18 protein-coding genes are annotated in these 20,527 nt (G+C 66.2%); 9 read left to right on the forward strand and 9 right to left on the reverse strand.

Going from position 1 to position 20,527, the window contains the following annotated elements; translation table 11 throughout:
• Nucleotides 1-71 precede the first annotated feature (71 nt).
• The 3 genes from J2Y55_RS03695 to fabI all read left to right on the forward strand — a co-directional run bounded on the left by J2Y55_RS03695 (nt 72) and on the right by fabI (nt 2,575).
• Nucleotides 72-533: an RT0821/Lpp0805 family surface protein gene (locus J2Y55_RS03695; protein ID WP_310147697.1), complete on the forward strand. Its 462-nt coding sequence runs from the start codon at nt 72-74 to the stop codon at nt 531-533.
• 146 nt (nt 534-679) lie between these two features.
• Nucleotides 680-1,594 carry a DnaJ C-terminal domain-containing protein gene (locus J2Y55_RS03700; RefSeq protein ID WP_310147699.1) on the forward strand — a complete coding sequence of 305 codons (915 nt, stop codon included), beginning with the start codon at nt 680-682 and terminating at the stop codon, nt 1,592-1,594.
• 138 nt (nt 1,595-1,732) lie between these two features.
• A complete protein-coding gene (gene fabI / locus J2Y55_RS03705) occupies nt 1,733-2,575 on the forward strand; it encodes an enoyl-ACP reductase FabI (protein WP_310147701.1) in 843 nt (280 codons plus the stop codon).
• Nucleotides 2,576-2,675: 100 nt separating this feature from the next.
• On the opposite strand, the gene J2Y55_RS03710 is transcribed toward fabI, so the two are convergent.
• The 4 genes from J2Y55_RS03710 to folP form a co-directional block, all read right to left on the reverse strand.
• Nucleotides 2,676-3,167 carry a hypothetical protein gene (locus J2Y55_RS03710; RefSeq protein ID WP_310147704.1) on the reverse strand — a complete coding sequence of 164 codons (492 nt, stop codon included), beginning with the start codon at nt 3,165-3,167 and terminating at the stop codon, nt 2,676-2,678.
• 232 nt (nt 3,168-3,399) lie between these two features.
• Nucleotides 3,400-3,912 (reverse strand): 2-amino-4-hydroxy-6-hydroxymethyldihydropteridine diphosphokinase, encoded by a 513-nt coding sequence (gene folK / locus J2Y55_RS03715; RefSeq protein ID WP_310147706.1) that lies wholly within the window; start codon nt 3,910-3,912, stop codon nt 3,400-3,402.
• Nucleotides 3,902-4,276: a dihydroneopterin aldolase gene (folB, locus tag J2Y55_RS03720; protein ID WP_310147708.1), complete on the reverse strand. Its 375-nt coding sequence runs from the start codon at nt 4,274-4,276 to the stop codon at nt 3,902-3,904. Before folB ends, folK begins: the two co-directional genes overlap by 11 nt.
• On the reverse strand, nt 4,273-5,130 hold the full coding sequence (folP, locus tag J2Y55_RS03725) for a dihydropteroate synthase (RefSeq protein WP_310147710.1): 858 nt from the start codon (nt 5,128-5,130) through the stop codon (nt 4,273-4,275). Before folP ends, folB begins: the two co-directional genes overlap by 4 nt.
• A 79-nt stretch (nt 5,131-5,209) precedes the next feature.
• Here folP and J2Y55_RS03730 point away from each other — a divergent pair, with 79 nt between their 5' ends.
• The 5 genes from J2Y55_RS03730 (at nt 5,210) to ribB (ending at nt 13,438) form a co-directional block, all read left to right on the forward strand.
• A complete protein-coding gene (locus J2Y55_RS03730; RefSeq protein ID WP_310147711.1) occupies nt 5,210-5,878 on the forward strand; it encodes a histidine phosphatase family protein in 669 nt (222 codons plus the stop codon).
• A 365-nt stretch (nt 5,879-6,243) separates the two neighbouring features.
• Nucleotides 6,244-10,260: a Pls/PosA family non-ribosomal peptide synthetase gene (locus tag J2Y55_RS03735; protein WP_310147713.1), complete on the forward strand. Its 4,017-nt coding sequence runs from the start codon at nt 6,244-6,246 to the stop codon at nt 10,258-10,260.
• Between the two features lie 134 nt (nt 10,261-10,394).
• On the forward strand, nt 10,395-10,784 hold the full coding sequence (locus J2Y55_RS03740; protein ID WP_310147715.1) for a hypothetical protein: 390 nt from the start codon (nt 10,395-10,397) through the stop codon (nt 10,782-10,784).
• 77 nt (nt 10,785-10,861) lie between these two features.
• Nucleotides 10,862-11,980 (forward strand): chorismate synthase, encoded by a 1,119-nt coding sequence (aroC, locus tag J2Y55_RS03745; protein WP_310147718.1) that lies wholly within the window; start codon nt 10,862-10,864, stop codon nt 11,978-11,980.
• A 180-nt stretch (nt 11,981-12,160) separates the two neighbouring features.
• Nucleotides 12,161-13,438, forward strand: coding sequence for a 3,4-dihydroxy-2-butanone-4-phosphate synthase (gene ribB / locus J2Y55_RS03750; RefSeq protein ID WP_310147720.1), 1,278 nt, complete (start codon nt 12,161-12,163; stop codon nt 13,436-13,438).
• A gap of 140 nt (nt 13,439-13,578) precedes the next feature.
• Here the strand turns inward: ribB and J2Y55_RS03755 are convergent, their stop codons facing one another.
• The gene (locus J2Y55_RS03755; protein WP_310147722.1) at nt 13,579-14,508 is read right to left on the reverse strand and encodes a histone deacetylase family protein; all 930 of its coding nucleotides are present in this window, start codon (nt 14,506-14,508) and stop codon (nt 13,579-13,581) included.
• Nucleotides 14,509-14,737: 229 nt separating this feature from the next.
• Here J2Y55_RS03755 and J2Y55_RS03760 point away from each other — a divergent pair, with 229 nt between their 5' ends.
• Nucleotides 14,738-15,334, forward strand: coding sequence for a L,D-transpeptidase (locus tag J2Y55_RS03760; protein WP_310147724.1), 597 nt, complete (start codon nt 14,738-14,740; stop codon nt 15,332-15,334).
• A gap of 293 nt (nt 15,335-15,627) precedes the next feature.
• Here J2Y55_RS03760 and J2Y55_RS03765 read toward each other — a convergent pair whose 3' ends face one another.
• The 4 genes from J2Y55_RS03765 to J2Y55_RS03780 all read right to left on the reverse strand — a co-directional run bounded on the left by J2Y55_RS03765 (nt 15,628) and on the right by J2Y55_RS03780 (nt 20,457).
• On the reverse strand, nt 15,628-16,524 hold the full coding sequence (locus J2Y55_RS03765; RefSeq protein ID WP_310147726.1) for a metallophosphoesterase: 897 nt from the start codon (nt 16,522-16,524) through the stop codon (nt 15,628-15,630).
• 525 nt (nt 16,525-17,049) lie between these two features.
• Complete coding sequence (locus tag J2Y55_RS03770) at nt 17,050-18,429, reverse strand: aspartate aminotransferase family protein (RefSeq protein WP_310147728.1); 1,380 nt, start codon at nt 18,427-18,429, stop codon at nt 17,050-17,052.
• A gap of 117 nt (nt 18,430-18,546) precedes the next feature.
• Nucleotides 18,547-20,019, reverse strand: coding sequence for an amidase family protein (locus J2Y55_RS03775; RefSeq protein ID WP_310147731.1), 1,473 nt, complete (start codon nt 20,017-20,019; stop codon nt 18,547-18,549).
• Nucleotides 20,020-20,055: 36 nt separating this feature from the next.
• Nucleotides 20,056-20,457 (reverse strand): MarR family winged helix-turn-helix transcriptional regulator, encoded by a 402-nt coding sequence (locus tag J2Y55_RS03780; RefSeq protein ID WP_310148691.1) that lies wholly within the window; start codon nt 20,455-20,457, stop codon nt 20,056-20,058.
• Nucleotides 20,458-20,527 lie beyond the last annotated feature (70 nt).

Below are 20,527 nucleotides of genomic sequence, written 5' to 3' on the forward strand. Positions count from 1 at the left end.
GGGGTGTGAGAGCAAGTCTGTATAGGGCAGCGGCGGGGGCGATCCAAAGCCCTCCTGCGCGCTATGCATCCATGCGTTCGGTCATGGTCGGCGGAGCGCTCGGGCTGGCCTTGTTCAGCGGCGGCTGCTCGGTCTCGTTCCCGATCCTGGGATTGTCCTCCAAGAGCGAGGACGAGGTCGCCACGACATCCTCGATCCCGCCGATACAGAGCCCCGTCAAGGGTGGAGCGCTCGCCTCGCTCGCCTCCGATCTGGGACCTGAGGACATGCGCCGGGCCGATGGCGCGATGGCCGTGGCGCTCGACCCGCAGGGCAATGGCGCGGCGGTGTCCTGGGACAATCCCCAGAGCGGCATCAAGGGCTCCTTCATCCCCGTCGGTGGCCCGTTCCTGCGTTCCGACGAGATTTGCCGCGCCTTCATCGCCAGCGTCCAGATGCAGGCCAAGCCGGCCAAGCTGCAAGGCACGGCCTGTCGTCCCTCGGGCGGCGACTGGGCGGTCAAGGACGTCCAGCCCTGGAAAGGCCTGACCTGAGCGGCGGGCGGACGATCGTCGCGAGCGATCTTTGCGCGGGATGTTGCGTTCAGGCCACACCATTCCCAGATATCGGGTTGTTGATGGAAGACTGCTGGCGGCACGCGGCGGCCTGGCAACTTCCGTCGTGCGAATGGGGTCTATGAATGCGTGATCCGTATCAGGTTCTGGGCGTCGCCCGGTCGGCCAAAGAGGACGAGATCAAGAAGGCTTACCGGAAGCGGGCCAAGGATCTGCATCCCGACCGCAACCGTGACGATCCCAAGGCGCAGGACCGCTTCGCCGAACTCAACGGCGCCTATGAGATTCTCGGCGACGAGGCCAAGCGCAAGCAGTTCGACCGCGGCGAGATCGATGCCGACGGCAAGCCAAAATTCGCCGGCTTCGAAGGAATGGGCGCCGGGCGCGGCGGCCGTGCTGGGGGCTTCGAATTCAATTTCGGCCAGGGTGGCGGCCAGCCCTTCGGACGCGGCGGGCAGGATGCCGGCTTCGACCCCGCCGATATCTTCGGCTCGCTCTTCGGCGATGCGGCGCGGCGCGGAGCCCGGGCCAGGCCGGAGGCGCAGAAGCCGCCGGAGCAGAGCTTCACGCTGGAGGTGACGCTCGCGCAGGCGGTGGCGGGTGCGTCGCGGCGCGTGCGGCTGCCGGGCGGACGCGAGGTCGAGGTCACGATCCCCGAGGGCGTCGCCGACGGCAAGGTCATGCGCCTGCGCGGTCTCGGCCAGGTCGACCCGCATTCTGGGGAGGCCGGCGACGTGATGATGACGATCAAGGTCAAGCCCGATCCGCGCTTCGTCGTCGAGGGCAATGATCTGCGCACGCGGGTTGCGGTGCCGCTGGCACAGGCGGTGCTGGGCGGGGCGCTGCATGTGCCGACGCTGACCGGCGCTGTCGAGATGAAGATCCCGCCATTGACCGGCACGACCCGGCAGTTCCGCCTGCGCGGCAAGGGGCTGAAGGGGGAGAAGGGCGCGGTCGGCGACCTGTTCGTGGCGATCGATATCGAGATGCCGGAATCGGACGCCGAACTGACGGCGTTGATGAAGGCGCGCACGACGTAAGAGGCTGCGCCCGCGCTCTTCACTAGAGCGTGCGGGCTTGTCCGGCCATCGAAGCGCCGCAACTGTCGAAAACCGGTTTCCACTTTTCGGCTTCCTGTTCTATGAGACCCCTCCTTTTGTTTCGTTCCAGGGTCTCCGATGCCTGACGCCATCACCGCCGCCCTTCCGACCGCCAATCTGCTCAAGGGCAAGCGCGGCCTCGTGATGGGTGTCGCCAACAACCGCTCGATCGCCTGGGGCATTGCCAAGGCCGCCGCCGATGCCGGTGCGGAACTCGCCTTCACCTATCAGGGCGATGCGCTGAAGAAGCGCGTCGAGCCTCTGGCGAGGGAGCTCGGCGGCCATGTCGTCGGCCATTGCGACGTCACCGATTCGGCCTCGATCGACGCTGTTTTTGCCGAGATCGAGAAGCTCTGGGGCAAGCTCGACTTCGTCGTCCACTGCATCGCCTTCTCCGACAAGGACGAGTTGACCGGCCGCTATGTCGAGACCAGCGAGGCGAACTTCACCAAGTCGCTCCTGATCTCGTGCTACTCCTTCACCGCCGTGACACAGCGTGCGGAGAAGCTGATGAGCGACGGCGGCGCCATGCTGACGCTGACCTATTACGGCGCCGAGAAGTGGATGCCGCATTACAACGTCATGGGCGTCGCCAAGGCCGCGCTCGAGGCGAGCGTGCAATATCTCGCGGCTGATCTCGGTCCCTCGAAGATCCGCGTCAACGCGATCTCGGCGGGGCCGATCAAGACGCTGGCGGCGTCGGGCATCGGCGATTTCCGCTACATCCTGCGCTGGAACGAGTACAATTCGCCGCTGCGCCGCACCGTGACGATCGAGGAGGTCGGCGAGACCGCTGTCTTCCTGGTCTCCGACATGTCGCGCGGCATCACCGGCGAGATCCTGCATGTCGATGCGGGCTATCATGTTGTCGGCATGAAGGTGCCGACCGCGCCCGACATCTCGCTCGAACGCAGCGAGTGAGCGGGCGGCCGTCCCGCTCCAAAATTTGCCGTCGATCGTATCGCGGAGTCCTATCGGCTCAGGGCAGGCCCTGAGCCGATAGCGTTTTACCAAATGGCGCTCAGTTGATCGCCTTGATGCTTCCGAAGATCGCGTCGAGCTCCTTGCCATGCGACTCGCGCTCCTCGTCGGAGCCCCAGACGGTGAGCATGATCATGCGGTTTTCACCGGCGGGCAGCAGGATGAAGTCGACCTTGGTCGGGCCGTTGCCGTCGGTGGTGCGGTACTGGAAGATCGTGGCCGGAATGCCGTTCAAGGGCGCCTCGGCCTTGATCGGCTCGACCTTCTTGATCTTGTTGTCCTTCATCCAGGCATCGTTGTTGGCGAGCATCTTGTCGATGTTGCGCGCATCGGCAAACTCGACGGAGAAGAAAACCGACTCATCCTGCGGACGGGCGGAATAGCCGTAGTCGATCTCCCGGGTCTTCCAGTCGTTGGGAACGGTGATGGTCACGGCGGGGTTCTTGGTCGGGACGGCGAAGTTTTTCGCAAACGCCGGCGCGATCATGAGAAACGCGGCGATGGCCGCAGCGAGAGGACGAGCGACTGTCATGGTAGGGTTCTTTCAGGCCAGGCTCCATTTTGTCGCCTGCAGCACTTTTCTCCTGCACCGATGATCGAGATGACGCAACGTTTGGCGCGTGCTCACTTTGGGTAACGGTTAATTAACCTAAGGGCAGCAAATCGCGCGCCGAGCGTCGCATTGTTCAGAAACCTGGGCGCGACCAACGCTGGCGAACCGAGACCGCGATTGCGAGTAAGTGGCAGGCCAATTTGCGTCCTGACTATTCCAGCGCGGTCCTCAAGCGTTCGGTCGCATCCGCGTCCAACCGGACGGTGGGGTCGGCGAGCCCGTCGCGGAGCTTGGCTGCGGTCTGGCCGCCGATTGCCAGCATGGGCGCGATCTCCGCCAGCGGCGCCAGAGCGAAGGCGCGCTCGGCCAGGCGCGGATGTGGCACCTGCAGGCCGGGCTGGTCGATCTCGTCATCGCCATAGCTCAGAATGTCGATGTCGAGCGTGCGCGGCCCCCAGCGCTCGAGGCGCTCGCGACCCTGCCGCTTCTCGATGTCGAGGACGAGGGCAAGCAACTCGACTGCCGGCAGGCTGGTTTCGATCAGAGCGGCCATGTTGAGGAATTCCGGCTGGTCGAGCCGCCCCCAGGGCGGCGTCCGATAGACCGAGGAGATCTTGCCCAGCCTGATCCTGGGATGCGCGGCCAGCGCTTTCAGCGCCGCCGCGAAAGCTGCGACCGGGTCGCCGAGATTGCCGCCGAGCCCAAGCGCGGCCTCAATCGCCACGCTGGTAGCTCAGCTTGATGCCAACGCTGGCGAGCGTGGCGTGGATCGGCGGGGCGGGCTTGCGCAGGGTGACCTCGACGCGGTTCACCGGGGGAAAGCCGTCGAGCACGGCCATCGCCACGGCGCGCGCCGCTGCTTCCAGGAGGTTGAAGCGCTTGGCGGTGAAGGCCTCCGTCACCACACCGACGACCTTGCCGTAATTCACCGTGTCGGCGAGGCTGTCGCTGATCGCCGAGGAGCGCAGGTCGGTCTCCAGCAGGAGGTCGAGTGTGAAGCGTTGCCCGAGCCGCTCCTCCTCCGAGAAGAAGCCGTGATAGGCGTAGATATCGAGTTTCTCGATCAGAATGCTGCCGGTTTGGCTCACGGGGCGCCCTTTGCGGAGTTCAGGCTGGCGGAATTGGCGATGGCGGCCCAGACTTGGAGCGCCTCGGCATGGGCGCGCACATCATGGGCGCGGATGATGGCCGCGCCTTGCGAGACGCCATAGAGATGGCTGCTGATGCTGCCGGCGACGCGCTCGGCGGCGACCTTCTGGCCGGTGATCTGACCGATCATCGATTTGCGCGAGGCCCCGAGCAGGATCGGGCAGCCCAGTTCCTTCAGGCGTCCGAGATCGCGGATCAAGGCGAGGTTCTGCGCTGGGGTCTTGCCGAAGCCGATGCCGGGGTCGACGACGATCTGGCTCATCGGCACTCCGGCGGAGGTGGCGATGGCGATGGAGCGCTCCAGGAAGCGCAGCACGTCGCCGAAGATGTCGATGTCGGGATCGACCGTGTCGCGGTTGTGCATCAGGACCATGGGCGCGCCGAAGCGCGCCGCGACCTCGGCGATGGCGGGCTCGCGCTGCGCACCCCAGACATCGTTGACGATGGCAGCGCCCGCACTCAGTGCGGCCTCGGCAACTTCGGCCTTCCAGGTGTCGATCGAGACCGGGAGCGAAAGCGCGTTGGCGAGACCCGCGACCACGGGCCGCACCCGCGCGATCTCGGTCGCGGCGTCGATGGGAGCATGGCCCGGCCGGGTCGATTCCCCGCCGACGTCGATGATGGCAGCGCCCTCCATCGCCAAAGTGAGGCCATGAGCGATCGCCTCCTCCGCATTGGTGAGCAGGCCGCCATCGGAGAAGGAATCGGGCGTGATGTTGACGACGCCCATGATCAGCGGCCTCGCATCGAGGGCGAGGCTATGGCCATCGGGCAAGGTGAGAGCCAGGGACATTCAAACCTGCTGCAGCAGCGAAGAGCCGCCTATATACGGCGCATCGGGCCGCGGCCAACAGAAAGCGACGGCGCTCGCCATGGCCGCGACGCATGACCGCCGCCCGCGAGGGACTTTGACGGGCAAAGCGCCAGCGTGCATGAGCCCCCACATGATCCCGATCACGCTCCCGCAACGGCTCATTCTCATTCGCCACGGCGAAACCGAGTGGAATCGCGAAGGCCGCCTGCAGGGCGCCCAGGACATCCCGCTCAACGCCTTGGGGCGGACGCAGGCTGCGGAGGCGGCCGAGCGACTGAAGGCCCTGGCGCCGGATTTCGCGGCGTTCGACTATGTTGCCTCGCCGATGGAGCGTGCGCGCGAGACCATGGACATCCTGCGCCGCCAGTTACAGCTGGAGCCTGGGGCCTACCGCATCGACGAGCGCTTGCGCGAGCTGACTTTCGGCGAGTGGGAAGGTTTCACCTGGCGCGAGATCCGCAAGAGCGAGCGCGAACAGGCGCAAATGCGCGAGCGCGACAAATGGGGTTTCGTGCCGCCAGGCGGCGAGAGCTACCGGATGCTCGCCGAGCGCATAAGGCCCGTACTGGAGGAGCTGCAGCGCGAGACGGTCATCGTCAGCCATGGCGGCATCGCGCGCGCTGTCCTGGCGCTGGTTGGGGCGGTGTCTCCGCAGAAGGCCGCGCTCGTCGATATCTGGCAGGGCAAGATCCTGGTGGTATCGGGCAACCAGGCCGACTGGCTCTAAGAACATTGCGCGAAAAAGTGGGTACCGGTTTTTCGCATGAGCAATGCTTCAAGATTTTGGAATCGCTCAGATCACGTCGAATGCGACGTGATCTGAGAGCGCTGCGGGAGTAGGCTGCCGTGGCGGCAGCGTGGGAACCCAAGCGTTCATCACGGGTTCAGTCATGGTTTGGCAAGGTCGTTCTGCTAAGGCAGTTTCGTGCGGCGGTGGCATGCTCGGCCGGAAGGCACAGCGGGAAAAGCGCATCGGGGGGTGTGGCTCGCCCGTGTTTTTTTGAAGGTGCGTCGCAGGGGTGCGAGTGCCTGGTTCGAGGGTGCTTTCCGCCTCGCTCCGGGATGTCGTGGTTCTGAGCGCAGCGGGGCGCGATGAACGACATCAGCAATTTGTCGGCGACGACGACGGCCGTGATGGGCGCGCAGCCGCTCGCAATCTTGGCGGGCGAGAAGCGCCCGGATCTGATCCGAGACGAGGTGCTGGGCGAGATATTCGCCGCGACCGTCGCAGCGCGCGGCGGCGAGACGGCCTTGCGCGATGGCACGCGACGCTTGAGCTATGCCGAGGTCTGGGCCGCCGCCGGGCGGCAGGCGCGGGGCCTGGCCCTCGCGGGCATCGGTCCCGGCGACATGGTCGGCTTGTGGATGCCGCGCGGCATCGATCTCCTCATCGCGCAGATCGCGATCACGCGCTCAGGTGCGGCCTGGGTGCCGTTCGACGCCGAGGCTCCGGTCGAGCGGATCGCCGTTTGCCTGAAGGACGCCGAGGCCAAGGGCCTCGTCACCTCCGTGGATTGGCAGAGCAGGGCAGCGGGCACGGGCCGCACGGTCTGGAGCCCAGAGGATCTGGCGGCTCGCGACGACGGCGCTGAAATTCCAGCGCGGGCAGTCGGCCTGACCAAGGACCACCCCGCCTATCTGATCTACACCTCCGGCTCGACGGGGACGCCCAAGGCGATCGTCATCAGCCATCGCAATATCTGCCATTTCCTGCGCTCAGGGAACGCCTTCTACGGCATCGGTCGCGACGATGTCGTGTTCCAGGGCGCTTCGGTCGCTTTCGACCTGTCGATGGAGGAGATCTGGACGCCTTATCTGGTGGGGGCGGCTCTCTACGTTGCGAGCCCCGAGACCATGGGCGATGCGGAGAAGCTCCCGGCTCTGCTGACCGAGGCCGGCGTGACCGTGATCGACACGGTGCCGACCCTGCTCGGCATCCTGTCCTCGGATGTGCCTTCGCTCAGGCTGATCCTGCTCGGCGGCGAGGCCTTGCCGCCGGCGATCGTCCAGAAATGGTCGCGGCCGGGACGGCGCATCCTCAACACCTATGGCCCGACCGAGGCGACAGTGGTCGCGACCGCGGCCGAGGTCCGGCCGGGCGAGGTCGTGACCATCGGGCAGCCGATCGCCAACTACACCGCCTATATCGTCAATGAGGCGATGCAACTGGTCGGCCCCGGCGAGCAGGGCGAATTGCTGATTGGCGGCCCCGGCGTCGCCAAGGGCTATCATGGTCGCCTCGAGCTGACGGCCGAGAAGTTCATCGCCAATCCCTTTGGCGGGATCGACGACCCGGTGCTCTATCGCTCCGGCGATGCGGTCAGCCTCGATGCCGACAGCAATATCGTCTTCCACGGCCGCATCGACGATCAGATCAAGATCCGCGGCTTCCGGGTCGAACTCGGCGAGATCGAGTCGAAGCTCGCCGACGAGCCGGGCGTCAGCCAGGCCGCCGTGGTGCTGCGCAGCGATGACGAGATCGAGCGGCTCGTCGCCTTCGTCGTAGCCGAGCCAGGTGTGGCGGTCGACGGCGCGGCCTTGCGCGCGGCGCTGCGCGACAAGCTGCCGCCCTATATGGTGCCGGCGCATTTCGAGGCTGTGGGCTCGCTGCCGCGCATGGTCTCCGGCAAGGTCGACCGCAAGATGCTCAAGGCGGCGCCGCTGACGGCGCCGAGCGCGGCCGGCGAGCAGGAGCCGCCGCGCAACGCAACGGAAGCGGCGCTGCTGGACGCCGCCAAGCGCGTGCTGGGCGCGGCCAGCCTGCCGCTCGACGCCGATTTCTTCATGGATCTCGGCGGCCATTCGCTGCTGGCGGCGCGCTTCATCTCGATCGTGCGCGAGACGCCGGCCTATGCCGGCATCACGCTGCAGGACGTCTATGGCGCGCGCACCCTGCGCGGCATGGCGGCGTTGCTCGACGGGCGCGGCATCGCGGAGGTCCAGGACCTCTCCTTCACGCCACCACCGTTCCTGCGCCGTTTCCTCTGCGGCCTCGCCCAGGCCGCGGTGCTGCCGATCATCATCGGCCTGTCGACCGCGCAATGGCTCGGCATCTTCGTCACCTACATGATCATGTCGGGCGAGGATTTGTCGCTGACCGGCCAGGTTTTCGCGCTGCTCGGCGTCTATGTCGCGATCACCATCGTGACCGGGCTGATCGCGATCGCGCTGAAATGGATCGTACTCGGCCGGACCAAGCCGGGCGTCTATCCGCTTTGGGGCGTCTATTATTTCCGCTGGTGGTTCGCGGCGCGCGTCGCAGGGCTCGTGCACATCAAATGGTTCCAGGGCACGCCGGTGATGCGGTTCTACTGGCGCCTGCTTGGCGCCAAGGTCGGCCGCGACGTCATTATCTCGGATTACGAGGCCGGTGCGATCGACCTGATCGAGATCGGCGAGGGCACCGCACTCGGCTCCAAGACCACCTTTGCCAATGGCGAGGCGATCGGCGACAAGCTGATCCTCGGCAGGATCAGCATCGGCAAGGACGTATCGGCCGGCGCCTCCGTCGTGTTCGGGCATGGCAGCGTCATCGGCGACCATGCCGAGATCTGCGATTTGAGCGCGATCCCGCCCCAGACCCATATCGGCGAGGCCGAGATCTGGGACGGTACGCCCGCGCGCAAGACCGGCATGGTCGACCTCGCCTCGCTGCCGCCGCAGGCGCAGGCCAGCACCCGCCGGCGTGCCGCGATGACGGCCTTCTACGTCGCCATGCTGATCGTGCTGCCGCCGGTCAGCCTGCTGCCGATCTTCCCGGCCTTCTGGCTGTTCGACCAGATCGACGACTGGATCGCGAGCTGGTCCGAGATCAGCTATCTCTGGTATCTGCCGATCCTGACCTGGCCGACCGCGATCGGCTTGATCGCCTTCACCGTGTTCCTGATGGCCGGCCTGCGCTGGCTGATCCTGCCGCGCGTGACCTCGGGCTCGTACTCGATCCATTCGGGCTTCTACGCCCGCAAATGGACTGTGGCGCTGGCGACCGAAGTGACGCTGGAGACGCTGTCCTCGCTGTTTGCGACGATCTACATGCGGGCCTGGTACCGCATCATGGGAGCGCGCATCGGCCAGGGCGCCGAGATCTCGACCAACCTCTCGGGGCGCTACGACCTTACCGGCATCGGCGCCGGCAATTTCATCGCCGACGAGGTCGTCTTCGGCGACGAGGACATGCGGCGCGGCTATATGCGTCTCGACATGACCCGCACGGGCGATCAGGTCTTCGTTGGCAACGACGCGGTCGTGCCGCCGGGCGCCGTCATTCCTGACCGCGTGCTGATCGGCATCAAGTCGAAGCCGCCCGCCAACGAGTTGATGCAGCCCGGCGACACCTGGTTCGGCTCGCCGCCGATTCGCTTGCCGACGCGCCAGAAGGTCGATCTCGGCGCCGATTGGACCTATAAGCCGTCATTGCGCAAGCAGTTCGCGCGCGGCATCTTCGAGGCACTCCACACCTCGTTCCCGGCGATGCTGTTCATCACCTTCGGCACGATCGCGGTCGATCTCGTGCTTCAGCGCGAGATCAACCATCAGGACTGGCTCGGCCTTACCGTCTCCTTCACTATTGTCGCCATGATCATCGCGATCACGCAGGCGCTGATCTGCGCCGCGATCAAATGGCTGATGATGGGCGTCTACAGGCCAGTGATGAAACCGATGTGGTCGTGGTGGGCGATGCGCACCGAGGCCGTGGCGGTGCTGTATTGGGGGCTGGGCGGCAAGGTGCTGTTCGACTATCTGCGCGGCACGCCGTTCCTGCCCTGGTTCCTGATGCTGTTCGGCGCCAAGTTCGGCAAGGGCTGCTGGCTCGACACCACCGACATCACCGAGTTCGACTGCGTCAAGATGGGCGATTTCTGCACCATCAACGCCCATTCCGCCCTGCAGACGCATCTCTATGAGGATCGCGTCATGAAGGTCGGCCGGGTCCATCTCGGCAAGGGCGTCTGCGTCGGCGCGGGCGCGACCGTGCTCTACGACACCCATGTCGGCGACTACGCCCAGATCGGCCTGCTGACCGTGATCATGAAGGGCGAGAATCTGCCGGCGCATACGCGCTGGGAGGGCGCGCCTGCAGTGCCGGCGAAGGCGCCGGCGGGGCATTGAGGCCGTTGGGATAAGGACGGCCTTGCGACAGGTCGTTGTCTTTGCGCAGCAATGGGACAGGCGGTGCCACTCCATTGCCAGTGCGCCTGCGCCCGCATAGCGTAAGGTCAGGTGCCGGGGGCGAGATCGGGTTCATGGGAAAATCGGTTGTCCTGGCAGCGGCGGTCGCTGTGCTGCTGGCGGGCTGCAACGCCCATAGCGTCACGGTTCCGGCCGGTGGGAGCGCGATCGTCAGCCAGCTCGCCATGTTCCAGCTTCATGCCTGCACGAGCTGGGAGCCGCCGCGCGCGAAGCTGGACCAGCCGCCGAGCAATGGCACCGCCGCCATCGGGCAGATCAAGGGCGTCATCACTGCTCCGTCTCACCCCTGTGCCGGGAAGGTGATCGACCGCACGGTGGTCAGCTATACGCCGCGCCGCGGCTTCGTCGGTCAGGACAGCCTCTCGGTGACCTATGACTACATCACCAATGATGCCGGGGGCCGTGGCAACCAGACGGATACGGTGACGATTCAGGTTCGGTGATCCGACGTCCCGGGGCTATGTTTGACGTTCGGCGGTGGCTTCACTAAGTCCCCACGTTGCTCCGCGTCAGGCTACCCATGTCACATAACACCTTCGGCCATCTTTTCCGCGTCACGACCTTCGGCGAGAGCCATGGGCCGGCGATCGGCTGCGTCGTCGATGGCTGCCCGCCGCTGCTGCCGCTGACCGAGGCCGATATCCAGGTCGAGCTCGATCGCCGCCGGCCCGGCCAGTCACGCTTCACCACCCAGCGCCAGGAGCCGGACCAGGTGCGGATCGTCTCGGGCGTCTTCGCGCGGGAGAGCGATGCGGTTCAGGTCACGACCGGGACCTCGATCGGGCTGATGATCGACAATGTCGACCAGCGCTCGAAGGACTATTCGGACATCAAGGACAAGTACCGGCCCGGCCATGCCGATTTCACCTATGACGTGAAATACGGCATTCGCGACTACCGCGGCGGCGGGCGCTCCTCGGCGCGCGAGACGGCGATGCGGGTCGCGGCCGGCGCGATCGCGCGCAAGGTCGTGCCGGGCATGGTGGTGCGCGGCGCGCTGGTGCAGATGGGGCCGCACAAGATCGACCGCAACAACTGGGATTGGAACGAGGTCGGCAACAACCCGTTCTTCTGCCCCGACGCCAAGGCGGCCCAGCTGTTCGAGAGCTATCTCGACGGTATCAGGAAATCCGGTTCCTCGATCGGCGCGGTGCTGGAGATCGTCGCCGAGGGTGTGCCGGCGGGGCTGGGCGCGCCGATCTATGGCAAGCTCGATGCGGAGATCGCCGCCGCCTTGATGAGCATCAACGCGGTCAAGGGCGTCGAGATCGGCGACGGTTTCGCTGCTGCCGAGCTGTCGGGGGAGGAGAATGCCGACGAGATGCGCGCCGGCAATGACGGCCGCCCGCTGTTCCTGTCGAACCATGCCGGCGGCGTCCTCGGCGGCATTTCGACCGGGCAGCCGATCGTGGCCCGCTTTGCGGTGAAGCCGACCTCCTCGATCCTGGCGACGCGGGCGACCGTGACGCGCACCGGCGGCGAGGCCGAGATGTTCACCAAGGGCCGCCACGACCCCTGTGTCGGCATCCGTGCCGTACCGGTCGGCGAGGCGATGGTCGCCTGCGTGCTGGCGGACCAGTATCTGCGCCACCGCGCGCAGGTCGGCGTGGTGGAGCCGCGCTGGCCGTTTCAGCCGTAGGGGCCGTCATTCTCGGGCCGCGCAGCGGACCCGAGAATCCCTGGCGGAGGAGGGTGCCTGTTCCGGCAAGAGATGCTCGGGTCAAGCCCGAGCATGACGCCAGGACTATGCATTTCAGCAATACTGAAAATCTTCTGCTGCTTCATTGCAACTGAAGCTGCCGCGCACTAGCTTGCGCTCATGAAACTCGACGTCTGGCTCCAGCAGAACAAAATCGGCCGCAGCGCCTTTGCGCGGCAGGTCGGGCTGTCGCCGGCGAGTGTCACCGCGCTCTGCAACGATCAGAGCGCCTGGATCTCGCGCGAAAGCGCCGAGCGTATCGCCGCCGCCACGGGCGGTTCCGTCACCCCCAATGATTTTCTCGGCCTTGTCGGGCCGCGGGAGGCTGCCATGTCCAGCAATGTCACCCAGGCCATCGAGGCTTTCGCGCGCGGCGACATCGTCATCGTCACCGATGACGACGACCGCGAGAACGAGGGCGATCTCATCGTTGCCGCCTCGCTCTGCACGCCGGAGAAGATGGCCTTCATCATCCGCAACACCTGCGGCATCGTTTGCGCGCCGCTGACGTCGAGCGAGGCGCGCCGCCTGCGGCTCGACCCGATGGTGTCGTCGAACGACGCCCCCCTCGGCACCGCCTTCACGGTCACGGTCGACGTCAAGCATGGGCTGACCACCGGCATCTCGGCCGAGCAGCGCTGCAATACGGTGCGCGCGCTCGCCAACGGCAATATGGGCGCGGCGGACTTCGTGCGGCCGGGCCATGTCTTCCCGCTGATCGCCAAGGATGGCGGCGTGCTGATGCGCTCGGGCCATACCGAAGCCGCCGTCGATCTCTGCAAGCTCGCCAGCCTGCCGCCGGTCGGGGTGATCTGCGAACTCGCCAATGACGACGGCACGGTGATGAAGGGGCCGCAGATCACGGCCTTCGCCCAGAAGCATGGCTTGCAGCAGATCACGGTCGCGGATCTGATCGCCTATCGCCAGTCGCGCGAGAAGCTGGTCGAGCGGGTGCACAGCTTTCCCGTGAAGACCGCCTTCGGCGAGATGACGGGGCATGTCTACATCACGCCCTTCGAGGATACGCAGCATTTCGCCTTCGTGATGGGCAAGATCGGCGATGGCGAGAAGGTGCCGGCGCTCTTGCACAGGGCCAATGTCGTCGCCGATGTGCTCGGCGGCGCGCCCTCGATCCAGTGTGCGCTGAAGCGCTTCGCGCAGGATGGCCGTGGCGTGCTGATCTATCTGCGCGACGGCTCGGCCGGCGTGCCGATCAAGAGTGTCGAGGATGGCTCCGACGCGCAGCGCACGCAGCAATGGCGCGAGGTCGGGCTGGGCGCGCAGATCCTGCGCGACATCGGCGTCGCCTCGATCGTCAACCTCGCCTCCTCACCGCGTTCCTTCGTGGGGCTGAGCGGCTTCGGGATCGAGATCGCGGACACGCAGCCGCTGGAGTGAGCGCGTCTCCGGCTCTCATCAAAGAATTAGAGCAGGATCGATGCGAAAAACCGGTTCCCACTTTTTCGCATCCTGCTCCAGCTCCTTGTTTTATTGCATTTTCTTCACGCGAACCGGTATCCACTTCGCTCGAAAACGCTCTAACCCCGCATCAGTGCCATGACATGCGCGGCGGCCGAGCGCGACAGCGCCTCGAGATCGTAGCCGCCTTCCAGAACCGAGACGACGCGCCCCTTGGCGCGGCGGTCGGCGATCTCCATCAGCTTCTGCGTCGCCCAGGCGAAGTCGGCTTCCTTCAGATTGATGTTGGCGAGCGGGTCGCGCCAATGCGCGTCGAAGCCGGCTGAGATGATGATGAGGTCGGGCGCGAAGGCGTCGATCCGCGGCAGCAGCGCTGCCTCGAAGGCTTCGCGGAACTCCTCGGAGGCGTCGCCGGCCCGCAAGGGGGCGTTGACGATGGTGCCGTGCTGGCCGCGCTCGGAGGGGGCGCCGGTGCCGGGATAGAGCGGCATCTCATGGCTCGAGGCGTAGAGCACGCTCGGATCATCCCAGAAGATCTCCTGCGTGCCGTTGCCGTGATGCACGTCCCAATCGACGATGGCGACGCGCTCGACGCCATGGGCCTTCTGGGCGTGGCGGGCGGCGATCGCGGCGCTGTTGAAGAAGCAGAAGCCCATCGCCTTCTGGCTCTCGGCATGGTGGCCGGGCGGGCGCATGGCGCAGAAGGCGTTGACGACGGCGCCGCGCATGACCTCGTCGACGGCGAAGGTCGCGGCGCCGACGCCGCGTAGTGCTGCCTCGACCGTTCCCGGCGACATCAGCGTGTCGGCGTCGATCTGGACGAGGCCGGTTTCGGGGCTGGCCCCGATCACGGCCTGGGCGAAGGCGGGTGGGTGGCAAAGCGTGACCTGCTCCAGCAGGCCCAGCGGGGCAGTCGCGCGAATCAAGCCCGCGAAGCGCTCATCCTCCAGCGCCTGCTCGACGGCGCGAATGCGCTCGATGCGTTCGGGATGGCCGGGCGGCGTCTCATGCTGGAGGCTGGCGGGATGCGTGATCAGGAGGGTCGTCACGGAAAAGGCGCCTCGCAGTGCGGGTTACCGGGGATCAGCGTGGCCGCTTTGCAACGGTCCGTCGGGAAGAGTGGGAATCGGCAACCACGGCGGGAACCAGATTGCGCCATCTATGTTAGGAGCCTAGTCCTTCGCTCGTTTTTTCGTGCCGCGGCCTGCGTTTGGCGTCACAGAACGTTAACCTTCGATTCATCATAAAAGTCGCCGCAGGGCCGCTTGGATGGAATGCATGAAACAGACCGTGATGGTATCTCTGGCGCTGGCGACCCTTCTGGGAGCTTGCCAGTACAAGAGTGTGAATGCGCCGGCCCTGTCCGCACGCGACGCCGAATATATCGCGCTGGTGCCGAAGTTCGAGCACTATGTCACGCAGCTTCCTTATGAGATCACCGATCCGACCGGGCTCGAGCCGGGCACGATCCTGATCGATACGACCGAGAAGTATCTCTATTATGTCGAGCCGAACAAGAAGGCGATCCGCTATGCGGTCGCCACCGGCGACGAAGCCTTTGGCTGGACCGGCGAAGCGGTGATCCAGCGCAAGGCCGAGTGGCCGCGCTGGACACCGCCATCCGAAATGCTGGTGCGCTGGCCGCATCTGAAGCCTTTCGCCGGCGGCATGGAAGGCGGCCCGGAAAACCCGCTGGGCGCGCGCGCGCTGTATCTCTACCAGAACGGGCGCGACACGCTTTACCGCATCCACGGCACCAACGAGCCCGAGACGATCGGCCGATCGGCCTCGTCAGGCTGCATCCGCATGCGCAATATCGACGTGGTCGATCTGTTCAACCGCGTGCCGGTCGGCACGAAAGTGATCGTTCGCTGAGGGAGCGGCGGCGCCTGGCGCGCCGCTTTGACTCGGGACCGCTGCGTCATTCTGGACGAGGCCCCTCGGGTCCGGCCTTCGGCCGGCCCAGGGACGCAGCTCTGGGATCGGAAACGCGTCATGGTCGGGCGTGACCCGACCATCTCGTAAACCAGAGGGTTCTGGTCATGAGATTCTCGGGGCGCAAGCCCGAGAAGGACGCCCTTCGATGGATCCCGGGACGACCTTCGGTCGCCCAGGATGACGGCGCGGTTCCCAGCACGAACAGCAAACCCAAGCGCCACAGCTCCGCGCTAGCCCAGCTCCACCAGGACGATCTCCGGCGGCATGCCGAGCCTGACCGGCAGGATGCTGGTGCCGATTCCGCCGGAAACGATCAGGTCGCGCCCGTCGCTCTCGCGGATATGGCCGTAGGCGTAGCGCTGACCATAGCGCGAAGGCACGACCGGCGCCCAGCCGAAGAGCCTGACCTGGCCGCCATGGGTGTGGCCCGACAAGGTCAGCGCGACGCGGTCCGGCATGCGCGTGAAGGCGTCGGGCTCATGCGCCATCATGATCACCGGCGCGCCATCGTTGCCGATCTGCGCCAGAGTCCCGGTGAGGTCGTCGACGCCATGGGGCAGGCCCTGGACGCGCGGCAGGAAGGCGATCTGGTCGCCGAGGCCGGCGAGCCAGAGCGGGCCCGCCGCCGTGTCGAGCTTCAAGGCGCGATTTTGCAGCACGGCGATGCCGTTGGCCTCCAGCGCCGCGCCCACCTGGGTCGGGCCGGAGCGGGCGGTTTGCGTCGGCGCATCATGCCACCAGTCGTGGTTGCCCAGCACGGCGTAGACGCCGTCCTTGGCCTGAAGCCGCGCGAGTTCTGCTGCCCAGGCCTGCATGGGCGGGTCCGAGGCGCGGCGCGCGCGGCTCGCGACGAAATCGCCGAGCAGGAGCGTCAGGTCCGGTTTCAGGGCATTGGTCCGCGTCACGATGTCAGCGACGCGCGCGAGCGGGACGTGCAACCCGCCGATATGCAGGTCGGAGATCACGGCCAGGCGCAGGCGCCGCCCGCTGGGCCAGCCGCGCGGTGTCAGGCCATAGCGCGTCACGCGCAGCTGCTCGGGCTCCCAGGCCGCGGCATAGCCGGTCGTGCCGAGGCCGGCGAAAAAAAGACCGGCGAGAGCTTGGAGAACTCTGCGCCGGTCAATCATCGAGGGTCTCGAAGAAGTATCTACGACGATCAGTCGTTGAAGCCATCGCGAAGGACACCGGCAAGCCGGGATGGTTGATCCTTCGCGTCATCATCCAACGCGGCTGATGCGCATCTCGTTCCATCGGCGACTGCGACAATGGCGATCGGACGGAGACGAAAAGCATCGACTTCCCTAGTGGAGGTAACGGGGAAGCCCGCGCTCACTTGTTTCGTTGCACGAGATATTGGGTGAAATCATGGCCGTAGATGTCGTCGACTTCAGAGCCGGATGATTTCAGATGGCATCACGAAGTGATCCCATCTGAAATCTGAATCCGTCTCTCATCAAACAGTTAGAGCAGGATCGATTGCGAAAAACCGGTTCCCACTTTTTCGCATCGTGCTCTAGCGGGCCGATGGTTCCTGGCCACCGGTCGACATCATATTGGCAAAGGATCCCGCCGCTGGCGCGGCGCGATCATGATCTCTCTGTGTCGAATTGTATGCGGCCGTAACCGGCCGCCACAATGATGAATGAGGTGGCTCAGGCCGCCAGCAGGCCCTGGGCCTTGGCCCAGTCGAGGGTCTTGTTCAGGGCGCGCTCATAGCGGTCGAACATCTCCTCGATCTCGGCCTCGGTGATGATCAACGGCGGGCAGAAGGCGACGCGGTCGCCCATGGCGCGGGTGATCAGGCCTTCTTCCTGCGCGAAGACCACCGATTTGGCGCCGACGCCCTTCTTGGCCTCGAACGGGGCCTTGGTCTGCTTGTCCTTGACCAGCTCCACGCCGCCGATCAGGCCGACGCCGCGCGCTTCGCCGACGAGGGGATGCTCGCCGAGCTTCTCCAGTCGCTTGACGAAGGTCGGGGAGACCTTGCGGACATGGTCGACGATCTTCTCGCGCTGGTAGATCTCCAGCGTCTTGACCGCGATCGCGCAGCCGACGGGATGGCCGGCATAGGTGTTGCCATGGCCGAAGACGCCGATCTTGCGGCTCTGGTCGACGAGCACCTCATAGACCTGCTCGCTCAACATCACCGCGCTGAGCGGGAAATAAGCCGAGGTGATCTGCTTGGCGAGCGAGATCGTGTCGGCCTTCATGCCATAGGTCGTGGTGCCGAACATGTTGCCGGTGCGGCCAAAGCCGGTGATGACCTCGTCCGAGATGAAGAGGATGTCGTATTTCGCCAGGATCGCGTTGATCTTCTCGAAATAGCCGTCGGGCGGCAGGATCGCGCCGCCGGCGCCCATCACCGGCTCGGCGATGAAGGCGGCGACCGTGTCAGGCCCCTCGCGCAGGATCATGTCCTCGAGTTCGGCGGCAAGCCGCGACGAGAAATCCTGCTCGCTCTCGCCGGGTTCGGCGAAGCGGTAGTGATGCGGGCAGGAGGTGTGCATGATGCCCGGCAGCGGCAGATCGAAGTCGATATGGTTGTTGGGCAGGCCGGTCAGCGAGGCCGATGCGACGGTGACGCCGTGATAGCCCTTCAGCCGCGAGATGATCTTCTTCTTCTGCGGCCGGCCGAGCGCATTGTTCATGTACCAGACGATCTTCACCTGGGTGTCGTTGGCGTCCGAGCCCGACGCGCCATAGAAGACCTTCGAGATCGGAACCGGAGCGATTTCCTTCAGCTTCTCGGCCAGCTCGATCGCCGGATCATGGCTGCGGCCGCCGAAGATATGGGTGAAGGGCAGCTTCTTCATCTGCTCGGTGGCGGTCTCGATCAGCTCCTGATTGGAGTAGCCGAGCGAGGTGCACCACAGCCCCGCCATGCCCTCGATATATTCCTTGCCGGCGGTGTCGTAGACATAGACGCCCTTGCCGCTCTCGAGCACGAGCGGGCCGACCTCGCGATGCGTCGCGAGGTTCGTATAGGGATGGACGAGGGTCTCGATATCGCGGACGGCGAGGTTGGACAGCATCGTGCGGTTCCCGATCTTTATGGATTGCTTATGCGAGCATAGACCGGGTGCGGCGCAAAAGCTGAGCGATTTTCACGCAGGCCTGCGCAGACTCTGGCGCGGAGCGGCATGGCTGCGTCAGGATATTGAGCGGGTCCCGGGCGGGGCGCGATAGCCGGCGCCGGAGCGCTCCAGCATGGCGCCGACGGCGATCGCCATGCGGTCCTCGCCGGCCGCCGCGATGACCTGCACGCCGAGCGGCAAGCCCGCGTTCGAGAGCCGCACCGGCGCGCTCAAGGCAGGCAGGTCCGCTCCTGTGGCGAGCGAGGCCCAGAGCAGGAAATCGAGATAGGGGCGCGGCTCGCCGTTCACGCTCAATCGCCTGGCATGGATGTCGGGCGCGTGGTCGTGCGGGATCGCAGCCACGGGCGCGGGCGGGCAGAGCAGCACGTCGTAACGTGTGAAGAAGCTGGCCCAGCGCCGCTTCAGCGCCAGCCTGCGCTGGGAGAGCTGTTGATAGAGGCCCGGCGTCATCCGCGCGCCGCGCGCCTGCAGGGATTGATGCGAGAGATCGTTGGGGCTGAAGCCCGAGGCCTGCGCCTGGATGCGGGCGCGTATCTTTGGCGGCAGGCCATAGGCGACGACGGCGTGGTTGAGCAGCGCATAGACTTCGAAGGCCTCGGCGAAGCGCAGCGAGGGCCGGGCTGCCTCGTCGATGGTCGCGCCCGCGGCTTGCAAGTGCCGCGCCGCCTCACGCACGGCGTCGCAGACTTCGCGATCGACCGGGGCGAAGGGGTCCTGGGCCCAGAGCGCCACCCGCAGGCCCTGTGCCGTCTCGCGCCGGGGCGGTGCCGGCACGGGGCCGGGCGTGGTCGCGTCGCGTGGGCCGGCCAGCACCGGCAGGATCATATCGAGATCGCCTGCCGCCCGCGTGATCGGCCCGGCGACAAGGAGGTCGGGATTGCGCAGCGTGCGCCGCTCGGGCGGCGGGGGAATAGCGCCCCAGGTCGAGACCAACCCCCAGCTCGTCTTGAGACCGAAGACGCCGCAGGCATGGGCCGGCCAGCGGATCGAGCCGCCGAGATCCGAGCCGAGCTCGAAGGCGCACATGCCGGTCGCGACCGCTGTCGCCGCACCGCCCGAGGAGCCGCCGGGCGAACGGGCCGCGTCCCAGGGATTGTTGGTCACGCCATGGGCCGGGTTGTAGCTCTGGAAATCGCCGGAGAAGACCGGGACATTGCTCTTGCCGATGATGACGACGCCGGCAGCGCGCAGCCTTGCGACGGCGGTCGCATCCTCCGCCGGGATGCGCTCGCGATAGGCCGGCAAGCCGCCGGAGGAGGGCAGGCCGGCGACGTCGAAGGCGTCCTTGATCGTGATCGGCAGCCCTTCCAGGGGGCGGGCCGCGCCGACGGCGATGCGCCTGTCGGATTCGCGCGCTGCGGCGCGGGCGAGGTCGCGATCCTGTGCGATGATGGCGTTGAGACCGGGATTGAACGCGTCGATGCGGGCGAGGCTGGCTTCGAGCAGGTCGCTCGCGGTGAAGCGGCGCGCGAGAAGCGCTTCTCTCAGGCTCATTGCGGAGGCTGTGAGATCGATCGTCGCGCTCATCTCGCAGCTTTCTTCATGCCTGCGCGCCTGGCGGCGTCAGCTGGCGTCGACGGCGCGGGCCAGGTCGCGCCAGGCCTTGACCAGCCGGTCGAGCTCCGTGAGATCATCGCCCGGTAGCTTGCCCAGCGTGTTGGCGACGAAATCGCGCTGCGCGGCGATGCCGGCCTCGGCCAATCTGCGGCCTTCCGGGGTCAGATGCATCGCATAGGAGCGCCGGTCGCCCGCGATCGCCCGGCGTTCGACGAGGCCAGCCTGGACGAGGCGGTCGGCGAGGCCCGAGACATTGCCCTTGGTGACGTAGAGCCGCTCGGCGAGTTCGCTCTGGCTGATGCCCTCGCGCTCGGTCAGCGTCGAGAGCAGATCGAATTGCGGGATCGAGAGCCCGAGCGTCCGGATACGCGCGGTCATCTGCATGAGCATGCGCTGGTGCAGCCGCATGAAGCGGAACCAGACGCGATCGGGCTCGGCGGGCTCGGAGCTCGTGGCGAGGTTGGAGGCGGACACGGGC

The organism is Allobosea sp. BE125 (genome assembly GCF_031456075.1).
Lineage (GTDB): Bacteria > Pseudomonadota > Alphaproteobacteria > Rhizobiales > Beijerinckiaceae > Allobosea.